A 16,918-nucleotide genomic window follows, 5' to 3' on the forward strand; every position below is an offset into this window, starting at 1 on the left:
CTCCCTCGGGTCGGGTGGTCTGGGTCGTGCCGGGGCGAGCGGAGCGACGGGGATGTGCGGCTACAGGAACAGCGCGTCCACGGCGACGGGGTCGACGGCGTCGAGCGTGGCGGGCGACCAGGACGGGTTGCGGTCCTTGTCCACCAGCACCGCGCGCACCCCCTCCGCGAAGTCGGGGCCCGACGTCACCGGTCCAGTGAGGGCCAGTTCGCGGCACAGGCACTGCCGCAGGTCGTCCGCCGCACCCCGCCGGATCAGCTCCGCGGTGACGAACATGCTGGTCGGCGAGTGGGCCGCCAGCATGTTCCGGGTCTCGACGGTCCACTCGTCGTCATCGGTGAGGCGGGCCGCCATGTCCGCGGGAGTGCCCGCGCCGAACACCTCGTCGATCCGGGCCTGCCGCGCGGCCAGCGGGGCCTCCGGAGCGGGCTCGGCGAACTTCTCCAACGCCGCGTCGACGCCGGCGCCGCCGCGGATCGCATCCGCCAGCGCGGCCAGCTGCGCGCTCGGCACGTAGTGGGTGGCCAGGCCGAACGCCAGCGCGTCGCCGGCCGACGCCCGGGCCCCGGTCAGACCCAGGTACATGCCCGACGCCCCCGCCAGCCGCGGCAGGAAGTAGCTCGCGCCCACGTCGGGGTAGAAGCCGATCGCGGTCTCCGGCATGGCCAGCATCGCCTTCTCCGTGACCACCCGGACGCTGCCGTGCACCGAGATGCCGAGGCCGCCGCCCATCGCGGCCCCGTCGATCAGCGCGACGTACGGCTTGGGGTACTCGCCGATCAGCTGGTTGAGCCGGTACTCGGTGTCGAAGAAGTCGTGCACGAACGCGGCTTCGCCCTGCAGCGCCGCGTCCCGGACCGCCTTGATGTCCCCACCCGCGCAGAAGGCGCGCTCGGAGGCGCTGGTCACCAGCACCGCCGAGATCTCCGGGTCGTCGCGCCACCGCAGCAGCGGTTCGTACATGTCGCGGATCATGCTGGAGTCCAGCGCATTGAGCGCCTTCGGCCGGTCCAGCACAATCTCACCGACGCCGCCCGACACGCTGGTCCTGATGAAGCTCATTGACACTCCCGTCCGCCGCACTCGTACTGCCGGGTGCCAGCCTGCCAGGTCAGCCGCGGACCACTCGGACCGGCCATCCGACTACTGCACGACCAGGAGCACCTTGCCGCAGGCGTGCCCGGTCTCGACCTTCTCGAGCGCGGCCCGCGCCTGCGCGAAGGGATAGACCCGTTCCACCTGCACCTGGATCCGGCCCGCCGCCACCTCCGCGGCGAGCCCGGCCAGTTCGACCACTGAATCGGGGCCGTGCGCGACCTGCTCGACGCGCACGCCGCGCTCGGGCGACATCTCGTCACCGGAGACGGTCACCACCCGGCCGCCCTCCCGGACGGCCCGCATGCTGGGCGTCCCGGTCCCGGGCTGGATCGCCAGCGCACCGTCGACGCCACCCGGTGTCCAGTTCCTCACCTGCTCGGGCCAGTCGGCATCGCGGTAGTCGACGGCCCACTCCGCGCCGAGGGAGTGGAGGTAGGCGTGGTTCTTCGGCGACGCGGATGCGGCGACGCGCGCACCGCGCGCCCGCGCCAGTTGGATCGCGAGGGTCCCGATCGCGCCGGACGCGCCGGCCACGAACACACTCTGTCCCGGCCGGAGGTCGAGGCCCCGAAGGCCCGCCGACGCCACCGTGCCGGCGACCGGGAGGGCGGCGGCGGCGACCGCACCGAGGCCGTCCGGGATCGGCACCAGCGCCGTCGCGGACACGGCGGCGAACTCGGCCCAGGTGCCGCCCTTGCGCTGCATGCTGCTGACGAACATGACCCGGTCCCCGGGCCGGTGCGCGGCGGCGCAGCGGCCGACCTCCTCGACGATTCCGGTGGCCTCGACACCGATCGGGTACGGGTACTCGGCGTCCTCGGGCAGGAACCGTCGGTCGTGGACGCCGACGCCGATCGCGACGATCCGGACCAGCACCTCGTCGTCGTCGATCGTGGGCACCGGGACCTCCAAGGGGGTCAATGCCCGCCCTGGTCCGTTCAGCCCGATCGCTCGCATGACACAACCGTCTCAGGAGGCGGGTGGATTCACGAGGAGGTCCCACTTGTTGGAGGTCAGGTGGAAGCTCGGCAGGTCCTTCAGCGAGATCACGGTCTCGAAAGTGCGTTCGTACCCGGTGTGCGAGATCAGCCATTCGCCGGCCGTGTCCCGCACGTACTCGTCGTGGTAGAAAGCCGTGCCTCGCACCAACATTCCGTCCTCCGGAATGATCACCGTGTCGGACAACGCCCAGACGCCCGCGGCGGTGTCACCGTCCACCTCGATCTCGGGCTGGCCGCACCGGTACTCGGTGAGCATGTGCGGTCCGAGGGTGACCTCCATGAACGACACCAGCGCCTCCCGGTCCTCGAACCGCAGGTACTCCCCGTAGGTCGCGGTGGCCTCGGGAATCAGCGTGTCCCGGAACAGCACCCAGTCCTTGGTGTCGAGGGCACGCAGGTACCGGTACTTGAGCCTGCTGATCAACGCGACAGCCTCGAGGTCCATCTACCAAGGCTAGGCCACCCCGACCGGGAGGGCAGGGCGAATCGTCCCCCTGACCGCCCGAATTCGACCACTCGACTAGTCGACTAGTCGACTAGTCGAGTTCGGCGGCCAGTTCCATCCAGCGTTCCTCGACGGAGTCCTTCTCCGCCACCACCTGACGCAGTTCGGCGTCGAGGTCCTGCAGCCGCTGCTGGTCGGTGGACGCCTCCGCGAGCGCGGCGTGCAGCGCCTTCTCGCGGTCGTCGAGCTTGGCGACCTGCCGCTCGAGCTTGCTCAGCTCCTTGCGCGCGGCGCGATCCGCGGCGCCGTCACGGGCGACCGCGGACGCACCCGAGCGCGGCGCCACCTCCGGCGCCGGGCCGGGGCCGGCGAGCGCGGTGACCGCGGCGCGGCGGCGCAGGTACTCCTCGATGCCGCCTGGGAGGTTGGTCAGCTTGCCGTCCCCGAACAGCGCCCAGGTGCTGTCGCAGAGCCGCTCGATCAGGTACCGGTCGTGACTGATCACGACCATGGTGCCGGCCCAGCCGTCGAGGATGTCCTCGAGCTGCTGGAGGGTGTCGATGTCCAGGTCGTTGGTCGGCTCGTCGAGGAGCAGCACGTTCGGCTCGGACATCAGCACGCGCGTCAGCTGCAGCCGGCGGCGCTCGCCACCGGAGAGGTCACCGACCGGGGTGCGCTGCCGGGCCGGCGTGAAGCCCAACCGCTCGGCCAACTGTCCGGCCGAAACTTCCTTGTCCCCCAAGGTGATCCGCTCGGCGACGTCCTTGACCGCCTCGAGCACCCGCATCTTGACGGGCAGGTCGTCGAGCTCCTGACGGAGCCAGCCGATCTTGACGGTCTGCCCCTGGATGCGGCGACCCGACGCGGGTTCGAGCTCACCGGCGAGGGTCCGGAGCAGGGTGGTCTTGCCCGAGCCGTTGACGCCGACCAGACCGATCCGCTCGCCGGGTGCGAGCCGCCAGGTCAGGTCGTGCACCAGCTCGCGGCCGTCGGGCGTGGTCAGCCGCGTGTCCTCGAGCTCGATGACGACCTTGCCGAGCCGGCGCTGCGCGAAGGTGGCCAGGGCGACGTTGTCGCGGGGGGGCGGCACGTCCGCGATCAGCGCCTCGGCGGCCTCGATCCGGTACTTCGGCTTGGAGGTGCGCGCGGGGGCGCCGCGGCGCAGCCATGCCAGCTCCTTGCGGGCCAGGTTGCGACGACGCTCCTCGGAGGCGTCGGCCTGCCGGGAGCGCTCCGCGCGGGCGAAGATCCAGTCGTTGTAGCCACCCTCGTAGCTCTCGACCTTGCCGCCCACCACCTCCCAGGTGCGGTTGGCGACGGTGTCGAGGAACCAGCGGTCGTGGGTGACGACGACCAGCGCGCTGCGCCGGGACACCAGGTGCTCGGCCAGCCACTGCACGCCCTCGACGTCGAGGTGGTTGGTGGGCTCGTCGAGGACCAGCAGGTCCAGGTCCTGCACCAGGGCCGCTGCCAACGCCACCCGCCGGCGCTCGCCGCCGGAGAGCCCCTCGACGCCCCGGTCCAGGCCCACGGAGTCGATGCCGATCCCGGCCAGGATGGAACGGATCCGGGCATTGCCGGCCCACTCGTGCTCGGCCACCCCGAGCGGGGCCAGCACCACGTCCGCGACGGTGGATCCGGCGGGCAGCACCCCGCGCTGGGTGACGACGGCCATCCGCAGGCCGCCGACCCGGCTGACCCGGCCCGAGTCCGGTGCCTCGATGCCGGCCAGCACCTCGAGCATGGTGGTCTTGCCGCCGCCGTTGAGGCCGACGACGCCGATCCGTTCGCCCTCCTGCACCCCGAGGGAGACGGAGTCCAGCAGGGGTGCGATGCCGAACGACTTCGACACCTGCTCGAGGTTGACCAGGTTTGCCATCAGTGCTCCGTCTCGTGGGTAATGACGCGGGCGCCGGGCACCGGTCCGTGCGCGATCCGCACGGTCCGGCACACTCCGGCGCCTGCCAGTTCGGCGCCGACCGCGACCGCGGCCTCGGCGTCGGCGCAGAGAAATGCGCAGGTGGGCCCGGAGCCGGAGACAATCCCGGCGAGGGCGCCTGCGTTGGTTCCTGCACGCAGGGTGCGGCGCAGCCCCGGCGCGAGCGAGAGCGCCGCCGGCTGCAGGTCGTTGCCGAGCAGTGGGGCCAGCGTCGCGGCGTCCCCGGAGGCCAGGGCGTGCATGAGGTCCTCGGCTCCGCCGAGCCGTGGCGGGTTGCCGTCGGCGCGCAGCCGATCCAGTTCCCGGAACACCGTCGGCGTGCTCAGCCCACCCTTCGCGAGCGCAAGAACCCAGTGGAAGGTGTTGCGGGACAACACCGGAAGCAGTTGCTCGCCGCGGCCGGTGCCGAGCGCGGTGGCCCCGTGCAGGGAGAACGGCACGTCGCTGCCGAGACGGGCGGCGAACTCGACGAGCTCGGCGCGGTCGAGTCCGAGCTCCCACAGCGCGTCGAGCGCGACCAGGGTGGCCGCGGCGTCCGCGCTGCCACCCGCCATCCCGCCGGCGACGGGGATGCCCTTGCGGATGCTGATCGCGACGTCGGGACGACGTCCGGCGTGCTCGGCCAGCAACTCCGCCGCCTGCCACACCAGGTTCCGGTGGTCGGTGGGGACCGCCCGCGCGTCCTCGCCGTGGACCTCGACCGACAACTCGTCGGCGTCCGACACCCGGACGTCGTCGCTGAGCGAGAGCGCCTGGAACACGGAGGTCAGTTCGTGGTAGCCGTCTTCGCGCAGGTCACCGACCCCGAGGTGGAGATTCACCTTGGACGGTGCCCGGACGATCACCGGACTGGGGACAACGGACAGCACAAGTCCCCAGCCTAGTGGACAAAACGACGCCCTCCGACCGTCGGAGTTCGGCCGCCGCCGGCAACCGCGGGCAGGGGCGACAATGGACGGGCACGTCCGGCGGGTACGGCCACCTGCGGCGAGCATTGCCCGCGGTCGCGCCCGACGACCCGAAGGAGTCGACATGTCCGATCCCGACGATCGTGCGGCATCCGTGGTGCCGCGCCCCGCGGCGCTGCCGTACCTCTGCGCCCACGACGCTCGCCGCGCCGCCGAGTGGTACGCCCAGGTCTTCGACGCGCGGATGGACGGCGAACCGGTGGAGATGCCCGACGGCCGGATCGGACACTGCGAACTGCGCATCGGCGACGGCACGCTCTACCTGGCCGACGAGTTCCCGGAGATCGGTGTCGTCGCGCCGACGACGGGCGCGGCCGCGGTGAGCCTGATGCTGCCGGTGGCCGACACCGACGTAACCCTGGAGCGGGCCCGGAGCGCAGGTGCCCGCGTCGAGCAGGAGCCCGCGGACGCGCACGGGCACCGCGGCGCCACCCTCGTCGACCCGTTCGGCCACCGGTGGATGCTCGCCGGGCCGCTCCGCTGACCGCGGAGCGTGGGCTACAGCCCGAAGGCCTCCTCGAGCCCGACGAGCTCGTCGTCGAGGTGACCGAGGAGCGGCGCGAGCGCGGGCACGCTGCGTCGGCAGCCGGTGAGCCCGAACGCGATCTCGTCGTCTGTACTGGTGCAGGTGATGTTGAGCGCCTGCCCGTGCACGGGAATGGACAGCGGGTACAGCGCCGTCATCCGGGCACCGTTCCAGTACAGCGGCGTCGCGGGGCCGGGCACGTTGGAGATCATCACGTTGGCGGGGCGGATCGGCCCGCCGCGGCCCAGCATCATGCCCATCGCCAGGGGGGCGGCACCGAGCGCACTCATCGCGAGGATCTGCGACGAGGTCCGGGTGCGCATCGAGTCCTTGCCCTGTCGCATCGACTCGCCGATCGCGGCGAGCCGCTCCACCGGGTCCACCCGATCGGTGGCCAGGCTGCAGGTCAGCAGCCCGATCTCGTTGCCCGACTTGCCTTCCTGGCGTTCGCCCCGCAACGAGACCGGCACCATCGCGACCAGCGACTCCGCGGGCAGTTCGTCGAGCTCGTCGAGGTACCCACGCAGGGCGCCCGCGCACATCGCCAGGACCACGTCGTTGAGGGTGGCATCGGCGTGCTTGGCGACCAGCCGGAGCCGTTCGAGCGGCCAGGACCGTGCCGCGAACCGTCGGGCCCCGCCGATCGGCACGTTGAACATCGACCGCGGCGCCGCCAGCGAGAGGGCGCCGCCCCGCTCGTGCAGGGCGCGGTCGACGGTGCCGACGAGGGCCGGGACCATCCCCGCGACCTCCCCCATCACTCCCCCGAAGGTGCGCATCGCCGCACCGGCGGCCTTCCCCACCGGGTTCGCGCCGTCGTCGACCGCCGTCGACCGGGACGCACCGTCGATCGGCTCCCAGGGCGCCGGCATGCCGCGGACGTCGGGGTCCGGGCTCAGCGCCCCGCGCAGCATCCGCATCGCGGAGACTCCGTCGGCCAGCGCATGGTGGATCTTCGTGTACACCGCGAGGCGGCCGTCGGCGAGACCCTCGATCAGGTGCATCTCCCACAGCGGCCGGCTCCGGTCCAGCAGCCCCGCGTGCAGCCGGGACACCAGGTCCATCAGCTCCGCCATCCCGCCCGGCTGCGGCAGCGCGCTGTGCCGCACGTGGTGGCCGAGGTCGACATCGACGTCCGCCTCCCAGCCCCACTGGCCGAGCGAGGTCACCGACCGTCGCGCGCGGCGGCGCAGCTTCGGAGCCACCTCACCCCGGGCCATCGCGGCGTCGAGCATGCCGCGCAGGTCCCACGCGTCGGAGCCGTCCGCCGGCTGCAGCAGCACCAGCCCACCGACGTGCATCGGATGCTCCCTCGTCTCGCCGAGCAGGAAGATCGCATCTGCGGGGGACATCGGAAGCAGCATCGCCCAACACCTTTCTTCGTCGATCGGCAGCAGGACCCCACACCTTCGAGCGGGGGCGGCGCGTCACGACGGCCTCGCGTCACAGGGACGCTGTGAGCTGGATCACGAGCGTGGTCCGATACCGTTTTACATCACAAAGGCACCCGCATCCACCTGGGCAAACGTCCAGGGCGAGCGCCGACCGGCGGCCCCGCGCGGCCCCGCGCGCGCGAGCGCCGGCACGGTCGCCGACTCGGTACTCGCGGTCACAGCAAGATCGCCGTCCCGATCTCCGCCTGGCGCAAAAATGCTACTGGCGAGTACGCGGAAAACTACTCGGAAGTAGGTTTTTCGAGCCTCCCCGGAGGCTGAAAATGTCCACCAAATCGATTGTGCGACTGCATATTTGATGAACCGGGCGAACGACATGACATCGGCCCCGAAATAATGCATGCTGGCACACAGGCAGGGCCGCGCAATGACGCCGGCTGGGGGCCGAAAGTTCCTCAGGATTCATCGCCATCGCATCGCAATCGCGAGCGCGGTCGAATTCCCTGTGCGTCCGATTTGGCGCGACCCAACCTCGTCCGAATGGGCGCGGCCCGACCCGTTACCACGGCACGGTCGAGAAACTTCTTCGAGAAGAGGCACAAGAACGGTGGCAAAAGGGATGTTCACACGGATTGCAGTGGTCAACCGGGGCGAGGCGGCCGTACGCCTGATTCGCGCCGTCCGGGAGCTCAACGCCGAGCACGACTACGGCATCACGACGATCGCCCTGCACACGGAGGCCGAACGGCGGGCCATGTTCGTCCGGCAGGCAGACGAGGGCGTCACCCTCCGTCCGTCCGCGACCGCCGCGACGCCCTACCTCGACCACGCCGAGCTCGAGCGCGCCCTGGTCGAGGCCAAGGCCGACGCCGTCTGGGTCGGCTGGGGCTTCGTGGCCGAGGACCCCGCGTTCGCGGACCTGTGTGCCCGGCTCGGCATCACCTTCATCGGCCCCTCCGGCGACGCCATGCGCCTGCTCGGCGACAAGGTCGAGGCAAAGCTGCTCGCCGAGAAGGTCGGCGTGCCGGTGGCGCCGTGGTCCGGCGGCCCCGTCGAGACCCGCGCCGACGCCCGACGCCACGCCCAGGCGATCGGCTACCCCCTGATCATCAAGGCCCGCTCCGGCGGCGGCGGCCGCGGCATCCGCAAGGTGTTCGCCGAGGAGGAGCTCGAGCTCGCCCTCGAGCGCACCCAGGGCGAGGCCGAGCGGTCCTTCGGCGACCCGGTCGTGTTCATCGAACGGCTGGTCACCGAGGCCCGCCACGTCGAGGTGCAGGTGATCGCCGACGCCCACGGCAACGTGTGGGCCCCCGGCGTCCGCGACTGCTCGATCCAGCGCAAGAACCAGAAGGTCATCGAGGAGTCCGCCTCCCCCCTGCTGTCCAAGGAGCAGGCCGACCACCTGCGCAGCGTCTCCGCGGACCTGGTCCGGGCCGCCGGCTACTGCGGCGCCGGCACCGTCGAGTACCTCTACCAGCCCTCGCAGGGCGTGTTCACCTTCCTCGAGGTGAACACCCGCCTGCAGGTCGAGCACCCGATCACCGAGGCCACCACCGGCATCGACCTGGTCAAGCTGCAGATCGAGGTCGCGGGCGGCGCCCCCCTGGTCGGCGACTGCCCGCCCGAGTTCGGCCACGCCGTCGAGGCCCGCCTCAACGCGGAGGACGCCGACAACGGCTTCGCCCCCGCCCCCGGCACGGTGCAGCTGCTCAAGTTCCCGCTCGGCTCCGGCCTGCGGGTGGACACCGGCATCGCCCAGGGCGACGTCATCCCGTCCGACTACGACTCCATGGTCGCCAAGGTCATCGCCTGGGGCCGCGACCGGTCCGAGGCGCTCGCCCGCCTGCGCACCGCGCTGCGCGAGACCACCGTCGTCCTCGCCGGCGGCACCACCACCAAGTCCTTCCTGCTCGACCTGCTGGACCGCGAAGAGGTGATCACCGCCAGCGCCGACACCGGCTGGCTGGATCGCACCGGCGCCGGCACGGTCAGCGGCCCGACGCGCACCGCCTCCGTCGCGCTGCTCGCCACGGCGATCGGCGTCTACGACGCCGAGGATGCCCGCGAGCGCACCAGCTTCCTCGCCTCCGCCCGCGGCGGCCGGCCCCGCACCAAGAACACCGTCGGCCGGCCGATCGAACTGACCTACCAGGGCCAGGCGTACCAGCTGGTCGTCGGCCAGATCGGGCCGCACCGCTACGTCGTGGACGGCGACAGCGGCGAGGTCGAGGTGGACGTCGACCGGCTCGGCGAATTCGAGCGGCGGCTCGTCATCGGCGGGCGGCGACACCACGTCGTGTCCGTCACCGGACCCGCGCACCACCTCGTCGAGGTCGACGGCATCAGCCACCAGATCAGCCAGGACGAGGCCGGCGTGGTCCGTGCCCCGTCGCCCGCCGTCGTGGTCGCCATCCCCGTCGCCGTCGGCGACGAGGTGGAGGCCGGCGCCACGCTGGTGGTGCTCGAGGCCATGAAGATGGAGACCGCGATCCGGGCGCCGTACGCCGGCCAGGTCCGCGAGGTGCTGGCCGTGGTCAACGCCCAGGTCGACGCCGGCGCCCCGCTGCTGCGGGTCGACCAGGTGGCCGAGGAGACGGTGACCGAGAAGGCCCCGCGGGTCGAGTTCGTCGCGCCCGCCGCCCGCGACCGTGACGACCTCACCGAGGCCCTGGTCCGGCTCGACACGCTGACCGCGATGATCACCGGCTACGACGTCGACGCCGCCCGGGCCAAGGCCCTGCTCGCCGAGTTCGAGGAGCTGCGGGCCCGGGTGCCCGAGTCCGACGCCACCCTGGTGCAGGCCGAACTGGCCGTGCTGACCACGTTCGCGGACCTGTGCGAGCTCTCCCGCAACCGGCCCACCGCCGGCAAGGAGGACACGGTCGAGCGCGTGCACAGCCCGCGTGAGCACTTCCACTCGTTCCTGCAGTCGCTCGACGTGGACGTCGAGGGACTTCCGGATTCCTTCCGCGCCAAGCTTTCCCGGTCGCTGCTGCACTACGACGTGGCCGAGCTCGACCGCACGCCGGAGCTCGAGGAGGCCGTCCACCGGATCTTCGTCGCCCAGCAGCGGATGGAGACCCAGGTGCCGATCGTCGCGGCACTGCTCTCCCGTTGGCTGCGCGACGGCCGGGTCGACGCCGAGACCTGCCCCGCACTCTCCGAGGTGCTGGACCGGCTGGTCGTCGCCACCCAGGCCCGCTTCCCGCTGATCGGCGACGTGGCCCGCAACATCCAGTTCCGGATCTTCGACGAGCCGGTGGTGCTCAAGGCCCGCGAGCAGATCTACGACGGAGTCCGCGGCAGCCTCCAGTTCCTGGCCGAGCACCCCGGCTCGGCCGACCGTGACGCCCGGATCGACGCCATGGTCGACACCCCGGAGCCGCTCGTCGGGCTCCTCGCCGACCCCGGTTCCACCGCCGCGGATCTGCTCGAGGTGGTCACCCGCCAGTACTACAAGATCCGCGGCCTCTCCGACGTCAAGTCCGTCGGCGGGCACGGGCTGCCCTGTGTCACGGGCACTTTCGAGCTGTCGGGCGAGCAGTTGAACCTGGTCTCGGTGACCGCGGACCGAACCCGGCTGACCGAGGCCCTGGCCGTGGTCGACGCCGTGGCGGGACCGGCGCCGACCAACCTGGTCGTCGACCTGTACCTGACGTGGCCCGAGGCGCCGGCCGACGGCGACGCCCTCGCGCAGTCCCTGCACGAGGCCCTGCAGGCGCATGCGGGTGCCGCCCGTTGGCGGCGCGCCACCGTCACCGTGGCCACCCCCGGTGCGATCACGGTGCAGCGCGTGGTGACGTTCCGCCCTGCGCCGCAGCCGGATTCGGGTCTGGTCGAGGACAAGATCATCCGCGACATGCATCCGCTCACCGCGCAGCGCCTGGACATGTGGCGGCTGAAGAACTTCGAGGGCACCCGGCTGCCCGCCCCCGCCGACACGTTCCTGTACCACCTCGTCGCCAGGGAGAACCCCGCCGACGAGCGGCTGATCGCGATGGCACAGGTGCGCGACCTGACGCTGCAGTTCGACGCCGACGGCGAGATCGCCGCCGCACCCGCCATCGAGCGGGCCGTCGCGTCCTGCCTCAACGGCATCCGCCGGGTGCAGGCCCAGCGCGGCAAGAACCGCATCGACAACAACCGGGTCGTGCTGTACGTCTGGCCGAAGTTCGAGGTGTCCGCGGACCGGATCGCCCGGATCGCGCAGCACGTCGCCCCGCTCACCGTCGGCGCGGGCCTCGAGCAGCTGACCATCATCGGCCGGCTGCAGGAGTCGCCGAACACCAAGGCGCGTCAGGTGGCGGTGCGCTTCTCGTACCGCTCGGGCGCCGGACTGCAGGTCGCGGTCACCGAGCCGCCGACCGAGCCGCTCAAGCCGCTCGACGAGTACACCCAGAAGGTCCAGCGCTCGAAGGCTCGCGGCACCGTCTACCCGTACGAATTGATCCCCGCGCTGTCCGCGGGCGGCACCTTCGTCGAGTACGACCTCGACGAGACCGGCACCGCCCTGGCACCGGTGGATCGTCCGTACGGCCGCAACACCGCGGGCCTGATCGTCGGCCTGGTGTCCACCCCCACCGCGCGTTACCCCGAGGGCATGACGCGGGTCGCGCTGTTCGGCGACCCGACCAAGGCGCTCGGCACCGTCGCCGAGGCGGAGTGCTCGCGCCTCGTCGCCGCGATCGACCTCGCGGAATCGATCGGCGCGCCGATCGAGTGGTTCGCCCTGTCGTCCGGCGCCACCATCTCGATGGAGTCCGGCACCGAGAACATGGACTGGGTCTCGCGCGGGCTGCGCCGGATCATCACGTTCACCCAGAACGGCGGCGAGATCAACGTGATCGTCGCGGGCATCAACGTCGGCGCCCAGCCGTACTGGAACGCCGAGGCCACCATGCTCATGCACACCAAGGGCATCCTGGTGATGACCCCGGAGAGCGCGATGGTGCTGACCGGCAAGCAGTCGCTCGACTACTCGGGCGGCGTCTCGGCCGAGGACAACTTCGGCATCGGCGGCTACGACCGCGTGATGGGCCCGAACGGCCAGGCGCAGTACTGGGCGCCGAACCTGACGGCCGCCGTCGAGGTGCTGTTCGGTCACTACGAGCACGCGTACCTCGGTGCGGGTGAACGCTTCCCGCGCAAGGCCGAGTCGACGGACCCGGTCGAGCGGGACATCCGCAGCTACCCGCACGTGCACCCGTCCAGCGAGTTCAAGACGGTCGGCGAGATCTTCTCGAGCGCCACGAACCCGGACCGCAAGAAGCCGTTCGACATCCGCACGGTGATGCGCTCGGTGGTGGACCAGGACCACGCGGTGCTCGAGCGCTGGGCCGACATGGCCGACGCCGACACCTCGGTGGTCTTCGACGCGCACCTGGGCGGCAATGCCGTGACCGTCATCGGCATCGAGTCCCGGGCGATCGCCCGCAAGGGCTGGTTCCCCACCGACGGACCGGACCAGTGGACCTCGGGCACGCTGTTCCCGCGCTCGTCGAAGAAGACGGCCCGCGCGATCAACGCCGCCAGCGGCAACCGGCCCGTCGTGGTGCTGGCCAACCTGTCCGGCTTCGACGGCTCCCCGGAGTCGCTGCGGAACCTGCAGCTCGAGTACGGCGCCGAGATCGGCCGGGCCATCGTCAACTTCGACGGTCCGATCGTGTTCGTGGTGGTCTCGCGCTACCACGGCGGCGCATTCGTGGTGTTCTCCGGAGCGCTGAACGAGAACATGGAGGTGCTCGCGGTCGAGGGCTCGTTCGCCTCGGTGCTCGGCGGCGCGCCCGCCGCGGCCGTGGTGTTCACCCGCGACGTCAACGCCCGCACCGCCGCGGATCCCGGCATCCGCGACCTCGAGGCACAGCTGGCCGCGGCCAACGAGGACGCCGAGCGCGCCCGCCTGCGGGTCGCCCTCGGGGCCGAGCGGTCGGCCGTCCGGTCCGCGAAGCTGGGCGAGGTGGCCGCCGAGTTCGAGGCGATCCACAACATCGACCGCGCCCGCGAGGTCGGCTCGGTGCACGCGATCGTCCCGTCCGCGGACCTGCGGCCGCGCCTGGTCGACGCCGTCGAGCGTGGCATGGCCAGGACGCTGAGCTCCCTCGAGGGGTAACGCGGCCACTACGAACGGCGCCATCGGAGCAACTCCGATGGCGCCGTTCGGCGTCCCCGGGTTGAACGGGTAGCGCCTCAGGCCTTCAGCGAGGGCTGATCGTCCCCTGGAGCAGTGCGACGGCCGCCCCGTCGACGGGCGCGGCGGTATTCGACAGGACGAGCACCGCGCGCTGACGGTCACGGTCGAGCGCGAGCATGCTCGCGAAGCCGCCCGTCGCGCCGTTGTGCCAGGTGACGGTCCGCTCGCCGACCCGATTCGTGAGCCAGCAATACCCGATCCGACCGTCGCCGTCGGCATCCCACCTGGGTTCGAGGGCCGACATCCCCGGCGCCGCACCGTCGAGGACCGCACGCGCGAACCGCGCCATGTCGGCCGGAGTGGAACGCACGCCGCCCGCGGGCGCCGCCGCATTCATCGTCCACGGACCCGTGGGCCGACCGCGTCGGTCATACCCGGTCAGGGCACCGGGCCGGATGCCGTCCCGAGTGACGGGTAGATAGGTGTCGATCATGCCCAGGGGCACCAACAGCCGTTCGGTGAGCACGCCTGGGTAGCCGACGCCCGCCGCGGCTGCCAACGCCTGACCCAACAGCGCGCCACCCAGATTCGAGTACGCCATGCGGCCGGGCGGGCCGGGCGTGGTGGCTCGCGCCTGAGCCAGCAGTCCGTGGAGGTCTGCGAGGTAGGGGTCGCAGCGGGCGGCGACAGCGATCGCCGCGCCCAGCGCGTCCCGTGTCCGTGACGACAGGCGCGGCAATCCGGACCGGTGTCCGGCCAGGTCCCCGAGCGTCACCGCCGCGACGCCGCTCCCCCGCACAGGAATCAGCTCATCGAGCCTGGTCCCTTCCGCAACCTCACCTCGATCGATGGCATCCGCGAACAGCATTGCGGTCATGACCTTGGTGATCGACCCGATCTCGAACGAGGCGTCGTGGGACGAACCGAAATGTGCCCCGCGATCGAGCCCGGTGTCGATCTCGACGACGCTGACACGATCGCGCACGCCGTCCTCGATCAGAGGCCTGACCCGGCTCACCAGCTCCGCGTCGCCGGTGACGGCCGTGGACAGAGCCGGCGGTCGGTTTCTCCGCCACAAATCAGCCACCGCGATCACCCCTCCCCCCGAATTCTCGAGTGTTCCAGTGATCCACTCGATCGAGGCGAGATTTCCGGGAGCTCACTCGGTCTGTCGACCCGAGAACCTCCCCCTCGAGTCGGCGTCGGCCTCCTCGACAGGATCCTCCGGGAATCCCCGACTAATGCGGACCGCAACTGTCCGCATTGGCTGGCAGGGTGTAGCCATGCGCGAGACCTCGGCAAGACTGCTCCGACTGCTGTCACTGCTGCAGATGCGCCAGGAGTGGGCCGGCGCGGACCTCGCCGAGCGGCTGGCCGTCACCACCCGTACCGTCCGACGCGACGTGGACAAGCTGCGCGACCTCGGCTACCCGGTCGACGCCCACGTGGGCGTCGGCGGCGGCTACCGGCTGGGTGCGGGCGCGCAGATGCCGCCGCTGCTGCTCGACGACGAGGAGGCCGTGGCCGTCGCCTTCGCGTTGCAGTCCGGCGCGGTCGGGCCGGTGGAGGGCATCGGCGACGCCGCGCTGCGGGCGCTGACCAAGCTGCGGCAGGTGATGCCGTCGAGGCTCCGGCACCGCCTCGACGCCCTGCGGATCGACGTGGTGCCGCACGGCCCGGCGCCCTCGGCCGTCGACGCGAAGGTGCTCACCGCCCTGGCCACCGCCTGCCACGCTCACGAACGGCTGCGCTTCGACTACCTCGCCCACGACGGCACGCCGACCCGACGGGAGGTCGAGCCGCACCGACTGGTGCGCTCGGGCGCCCGCTGGTACCTCGTCGCCTGGGACCTGCGCCGCGCCGACTGGCGCTCGTTCCGGGTGGACAGGATGACGCCGAAGACGCCCACCGGCCCCCGATTCACGCCCCGTGAACTGCCCGCCGGTGACGCCGCGGACTTCGTCTCCCGCGGCATCGGCCGGGCGCTGGCCCAGGCCCGGGCCCGGGTGCTGCTGGACGCGCCGATCGAGCAGATCGCGCCGATGGTCGACGAGTTCTGGGGCGCGGTCGAATCGGTCGACGAGCACAGCTGCGTGGTGGAACTTCGCGGCGAGTCACTGCCGGGCATCGCTGGCTGGCTCACCGCGTTCGGCGTCGGTTTCACCGTGCTCGGCCCGCCGGAGCTGCGCGAGGAGTGCCGCCGGCTGGCGCAGCGGCACGCCGCCTTCAGCGAGCAGTACCGCCGGGCCGCGGACGCACCCGCGCCTGCAACGCCGCCAGCGCGCAGCCGGCGACGCACCGCAGCGCGGCCCTGAGCCAGGGGTCGTCGAGACGCGCAGTCACCGTCGCCCGGGCCATCAGACCGTCACCGACTCGAGCTCCGATGCCGGCACCCGCGAGTCGCGCAGCGTGAGCGCCGCCAGAGCGGCCCGACGCGCGCAATCACCGCGGCGACCTGCGAAGGCCACGGAGAACCCGTCGGTCAGCGCGCCCAGGTCCCCCACTCACATCTGCCCGGGGCAGGGCCCTTGGCAGGAGTTCGACATCTCACTCCCGTTTGCCACGTAGAAGAGAAAGAGGGGCGGGACGACGATCGCCTTGAAAAGCGCTTCCTGAACCCCGTCGCTGGATCCGGTGGGGGCTGCGACGGATTCGGCCGGCAGGAGAGATCCGGCGGGGGCGGCGGCCGCGACACCGGACCCGGCCGCGACGCCACCGGCCAGCACGGCCGAGGCCACAACAATGGAAGCGAAACGACCCGCCCTGGGACTGCGCATATCTTGATGCTCCGATCGGTTGGTGGTGAACACGGAAGCTTCGGCAGCATCGGATCTCACCGATCACCATGCGCCGCGAGTGACCATACCAACGAAGACCAGACCGAGTGCGGGAACGCAGACTGTTGCCACACAAGACAATTCGTTGAACGCAACGCCCAATGACAAGGCCGCGTCCGGCGAGCACCCCCGGCCCGCGGATTGCGATCGGCCACGCTGAAATCGAGACCCTTCGACGCCAGCCAGTTCTCCCCGACAAAGAGACCTTCCGACTTCCATTTCTGTGTCGGTCCCGGGATCTTCGTCCGGTTCATTTCGATCGCCCCTCCATCCATCGTGCCGGCCACGGACCTGCGTCCGCGTCTGCTCGACGCCGTCGAGCGCGGCAGGGGACGGACGCTGGCACAGGTGGCCGAACGACCTGTCACCTTCTGACACACCGAGGCCCGGCACTTCACAAGTGCCGGGCCTCTGTGTCTTCCGAGCCGATCTGGTCTGGCGCCCTCGCCGCCCGTGCGCCTTTGCCTGCAGCTCTACCGCAACGGTGCACGGGGCGGAGCGGGTCGCACCGCCCCTTACGACGGATCCCCTACTGGCCGTAGCAGATCACGTGGGGGCAGCCAACCGGCATCTCACTGCC

Annotated in this window: 10 protein-coding genes; 3 read left to right on the forward strand and 7 right to left on the reverse strand. The window is 71.4% G+C overall.

Annotated features, from left to right (window positions below; genetic code table 11):
* Window positions 1-60 precede the first annotated feature (60 nt).
* The 5 genes from RT2_RS14055 to RT2_RS14075 form a co-directional block, all read right to left on the reverse strand.
* On the reverse strand, window positions 61-1,068 hold the full coding sequence (locus RT2_RS14055; RefSeq protein WP_072845405.1) for an enoyl-CoA hydratase/isomerase family protein: 1,008 nt from the start codon (window positions 1,066-1,068) through the stop codon (window positions 61-63).
* 75 nt (window positions 1,069-1,143) lie between these two features.
* A complete protein-coding gene (locus RT2_RS14060; protein WP_217635626.1) occupies window positions 1,144-1,998 on the reverse strand; it encodes a zinc-binding dehydrogenase in 855 nt (284 codons plus the stop codon).
* A gap of 69 nt (window positions 1,999-2,067) precedes the next feature.
* Window positions 2,068-2,544, reverse strand: coding sequence for a nuclear transport factor 2 family protein (locus RT2_RS14065; protein ID WP_072845407.1), 477 nt, complete (start codon window positions 2,542-2,544; stop codon window positions 2,068-2,070).
* Window positions 2,545-2,635: 91 nt separating this feature from the next.
* The gene (locus tag RT2_RS14070) at window positions 2,636-4,423 is read right to left on the reverse strand and encodes an ABC-F family ATP-binding cassette domain-containing protein (protein WP_072845408.1); all 1,788 of its coding nucleotides are present in this window, start codon (window positions 4,421-4,423) and stop codon (window positions 2,636-2,638) included.
* Window positions 4,423-5,352, reverse strand: coding sequence for a 4-(cytidine 5'-diphospho)-2-C-methyl-D-erythritol kinase (locus RT2_RS14075; protein WP_072845409.1), 930 nt, complete (start codon window positions 5,350-5,352; stop codon window positions 4,423-4,425). The genes RT2_RS14070 and RT2_RS14075 overlap by 1 nt, the downstream gene beginning before the upstream one ends.
* A gap of 163 nt (window positions 5,353-5,515) precedes the next feature.
* Here RT2_RS14075 and RT2_RS14080 point away from each other — a divergent pair, with 163 nt between their 5' ends.
* On the forward strand, window positions 5,516-5,935 hold the full coding sequence (locus tag RT2_RS14080) for a VOC family protein (RefSeq protein ID WP_072845410.1): 420 nt from the start codon (window positions 5,516-5,518) through the stop codon (window positions 5,933-5,935).
* 14 nt (window positions 5,936-5,949) lie between these two features.
* Here RT2_RS14080 and RT2_RS14085 read toward each other — a convergent pair whose 3' ends face one another.
* Window positions 5,950-7,341, reverse strand: a complete 1,392-nt coding sequence (locus tag RT2_RS14085) for a WS/DGAT/MGAT family O-acyltransferase (protein WP_072845411.1) — start codon at window positions 7,339-7,341, stop codon at window positions 5,950-5,952.
* A gap of 649 nt (window positions 7,342-7,990) precedes the next feature.
* Here RT2_RS14085 and RT2_RS14090 point away from each other — a divergent pair.
* On the forward strand, window positions 7,991-13,480 hold the full coding sequence (locus RT2_RS14090) for an ATP-binding protein (protein WP_072845412.1): 5,490 nt from the start codon (window positions 7,991-7,993) through the stop codon (window positions 13,478-13,480).
* Window positions 13,481-13,565: 85 nt separating this feature from the next.
* On the opposite strand, the gene RT2_RS14095 is transcribed toward RT2_RS14090, so the two are convergent.
* Window positions 13,566-14,588, reverse strand: coding sequence for a serine hydrolase domain-containing protein (locus tag RT2_RS14095; protein WP_169888363.1), 1,023 nt, complete (start codon window positions 14,586-14,588; stop codon window positions 13,566-13,568).
* Between the two features lie 196 nt (window positions 14,589-14,784).
* Between RT2_RS14095 and RT2_RS14100 the strand changes: the two genes are divergently transcribed.
* A complete protein-coding gene (locus RT2_RS14100) occupies window positions 14,785-15,816 on the forward strand; it encodes a helix-turn-helix transcriptional regulator (protein ID WP_072845413.1) in 1,032 nt (343 codons plus the stop codon).
* Window positions 15,817-16,918 lie beyond the last annotated feature (1,102 nt).

Source organism: Rhodococcus tukisamuensis NBRC 100609 (assembly GCF_001894985.1).
GTDB classification, from domain to species: Bacteria; Actinomycetota; Actinomycetes; order Mycobacteriales; family Mycobacteriaceae; genus Rhodococcus_G; species Rhodococcus_G tukisamuensis.

Bases quoted from the DNA above. Each gene is read 5' to 3' on its own strand.
- RT2_RS14065 (WP_072845407.1), bottom strand. From the start codon at position 2,544: ATGGACCTCGAGGCTGTCGCGTTGATCAGCAGGCTCAAGTACCGGTAC.
- RT2_RS14070 (WP_072845408.1), bottom strand. From the start codon at position 4,423: ATGGCAAACCTGGTCAACCTCGAGCAGGTGTCGAAGTCGTTCGGCATC.
- RT2_RS14080 (WP_072845410.1), top strand. From the start codon at position 5,516: ATGTCCGATCCCGACGATCGTGCGGCATCCGTGGTGCCGCGCCCCGCG.
- RT2_RS14085 (WP_072845411.1), bottom strand. From the start codon at position 7,341: ATGCTGCTTCCGATGTCCCCCGCAGATGCGATCTTCCTGCTCGGCGAG.
- RT2_RS14090 (WP_072845412.1), top strand. From the start codon at position 7,991: ATGTTCACACGGATTGCAGTGGTCAACCGGGGCGAGGCGGCCGTACGC.
- RT2_RS14100 (WP_072845413.1), top strand. From the start codon at position 14,785: ATGCGCGAGACCTCGGCAAGACTGCTCCGACTGCTGTCACTGCTGCAG.